The 2825-nt window shown below is 74.7% G+C and carries 2 protein-coding genes; both read left to right on the top strand.

The window, feature by feature from the left end; genetic code table 11:
- Positions 1–310 (top strand): hypothetical protein (locus tag OUY22_RS36385; RefSeq protein ID WP_270159868.1); only part of this gene is annotated, 310 nt, incomplete at its 5' end.
- Positions 311–391: 81 nt separating this feature from the next.
- Positions 392–2725 (top strand): serine/threonine-protein kinase, encoded by a 2334-nt coding sequence (locus tag OUY22_RS36380; protein ID WP_270159866.1) that lies wholly within the window; start codon positions 392–394, stop codon positions 2723–2725.
- The last annotated feature ends 100 nt before the right edge of the window (positions 2726–2825 follow it).

Below are 2825 nucleotides of genomic sequence, written 5' to 3'. Positions count from 1 at the left end.
GATCGCCGGCGGCGCGGACAGGCACCGGCTCTACCGGGGCGGGCGGGTGGTGGCCGCGATCACGGGGGAGTGGCTGGCCCGCCCCGCGATGGGGGCCGAGCTGCGCGAGATCAGGGCCGGGCACGCGATGCCCGTCGTGCCCGTCACGGTGATCCGCACGCGCTGGATCCGCGCGCGGAGCGAGGCGGGCTGCCCGGAGCGGACGGCCGCGGAGCTGGACGCGCGCCTGGTCCATCTGCCCGCGCACGGCTCCGGGCCCGGGCCCCGGCTGCCGCCGCACGCGCTGCGCGCCATCGCCGACGCGGTCTGAGAACGCGAAAGGGTGACGCGGACGCCCGTGAGCCGCGAGAATGACGGGAAGTCATGACGTAAGCCACAAGTGGGGAAAATCGTGCCCGACCTCGCGCCACTGCGCCCAGGTGACCCGGCCTCGGTGGGGGCGTACACGCTGGCCGGGCGGATCGGCGAAGGCGGGCAGGGCCTCGTCTACCTCGCCACCGCCCCCGACGGAGCCAAGGTGGCGGTCAAATTACTCCGCACCGACCTGGCCGGGGACGAGGAGGCGTCGGTACGGTTCGTCCGCGAGGTCGAGCTGGCCCGGCGGGTGGCGCCGTTCTGCACCGCCCAGATGATCGAGACGGGGCTGGTCAACGGGCGGCCGTACATCGTCAGCGAGTACATCGACGGCCCCACGCTGTCCGACGTGGTACGGGTCGAAGGGCCGCGGGCCGGCACCGCGCTGCACCGGCTGGCCATCGGCACCGTCACCGCGCTGGTCGCCATCCACCAGGCGGGCATCGTGCACCGGGACTTCAAGCCGTCCAACGTGCTGCTGGCCTCCGACGGGCCCCGGGTGATCGACTTCGGCATCGCCAAGGCGCTCGACCTCACCTCCACGCTCACGGCCAGCGCCATCGGGACGCCGTCGTTCATGGCGCCCGAGCAGCTCAGCGCCGGCAGCCCGGGGGCGGCGGCGGACATGTTCGCCTGGGCGTGCACGCTGCTGTTCGCGGCGTCGGGGCAGGCGCCGTTCGGGCAGGACAGCGTTCCCGCCGTGGTCAACAGGATCATGAACACCGAGGCGGACGTCGGCGTCATCGCCGATCCGGCGCTGCGCGCGCTGGTCGCGGACTGCCTCGCCAAGGACCCGGCCCGGCGGCCCGCCGCCCAGCAGGCGCTGATGCGCCTCCTGGGGCAGGCCCAGGGCCCCGTCCCGTACCCGATGGGTCCCTACGGCACCGGCGGCGGTCCGGGCGGTTCACCGGGCTTCCCGCCAGGTCAGGACGCTGCCCCGGGTCCCGGCGCGCCGGGGTTCTCCGCCCCGGACCCCGGGCGCGGCGCCCCGCCCCAGGGGTTCCCCGGCCCGGGTGCCGGCGGTCCTGGACCGGGCGTGCCGTCCCCGGGCGGTCCTGGGTTCTCCGGCCCGGGTGCCGGCGGTCCTGGACCGGGCGTGCCGTCCCCGGGCGGTCCTGGGTTCTCCGGGCCTGGCGGGTCCTATCCGGGCGGCGCGGGCGTTCCCGGGGGGTTCACCGGGCACGGCGGGAGCGGCGGCGCGGGCGGGCCCGACGCGGCGCGGCTGCTGTGGCAGGGGAGCGCCGCCGCGGCCGGTCCCGGGTACGCGCCGTACCCGCCGCCGCCCACGCGGGCGAGCGGCGGGCGCGGGACCGGATGGATCGTGGCGGGAGCCGCCGTGGCCACCGTCGTGCTGCTCGCCGCCGGGGCGTTCGTGGTGAACCGGGTCGCCTCGCTGCCCGGCCCGGGCCCCACCGCCACCCAGGCCGTCCCTTCCGGCACGCCGTCCCCGAGCCCGACGCCGACCCCGGTGGACACCCTCACGGCCACGCCGCCGACCACGACCATCCGACTCCCCGGGACCTCCGTCGAGATCGAGGAACGGCCCACCGACCCCGTCAAACTGGCCTCGTACACCGTCGAGAGCGGCAAGAGGCTCTACGTCAGGCAGCCGGGCACCGCCCGCTTCGCCCGCGACTCGCGCTACTTCGAGTACGCGCTCGACCACGACGGCACCCGGGCGCTCGGCACCGACGTCGACTACAACGACGACCGCAAGGCGCTGCTGTCGGTCATCGACCACCGCACCGGGAACAGGCGCGCCATCGAGGTCAGCGCCGCCCCGATCTTCCCCACCACGCCCCGCTGGTCGCCCGACGGCAGGCTGGCCCTGGTCACCCTGTACCGGGCCACCGCCTCTGCCAGCGTCGAGTACGGGTACGGCATCGTCGACGTGGACGCCGGCACCGCGCGCACGTACCGGGTCAAGGAGAAGGGCGCGGGGGAGTGGCGGTTCTTCTGGAACTCCAGGGGTGACGAGGTCGGCACCTGGGTGAACGGCGTGATGACCTTCTACGACCTGGAGGGCGGGAAACTGCGCACCGTGCGGGGGGCCGGCGAGCCGGTCTGGGTGGAAGGCGATGACGTCTCACCCGGCGGTGACAGGTTCCTCGCCCACTGCGCGTCCTCGGCCTCGACCATCTGCGCGCATCCCACCGGCGGCGACGGCGAAGCCGAGCGGGTGCCGTTCACCAGCCAGAGGCTGATCGGCTGGTGGGACGACGAGCACCTGGCCGTCTGGCGGGCCAAGGGCGCCGGTTACGAAGCGGTGGTGATCGACCTGTCAGGGAAGGTGCACAGGGTGCTCGCGACCGCCCAGAAGCGGGCGGAGTTCGACAAGATGGCATTCCGATTCAGCAGGGGCACACCCTAGAGGCCGGAGGGTCCTCGTGGACATCACCGTGATCGGAGAGGGCACGGCCGACGCCGCGCCGGACGTCATGCGCCTGCACGCGGGCGTCGAGGTGCGCGGG

Origin of the sequence: Nonomuraea corallina (genome assembly GCF_027620315.1) — a bacterium.
Classification (GTDB): domain Bacteria; phylum Actinomycetota; class Actinomycetes; order Streptosporangiales; family Streptosporangiaceae; genus Nonomuraea; species Nonomuraea corallina.
The sequence above is the reverse complement of the archived record's forward strand: the minus strand, read 5'-3'. Positions and strand labels throughout refer to the sequence as shown.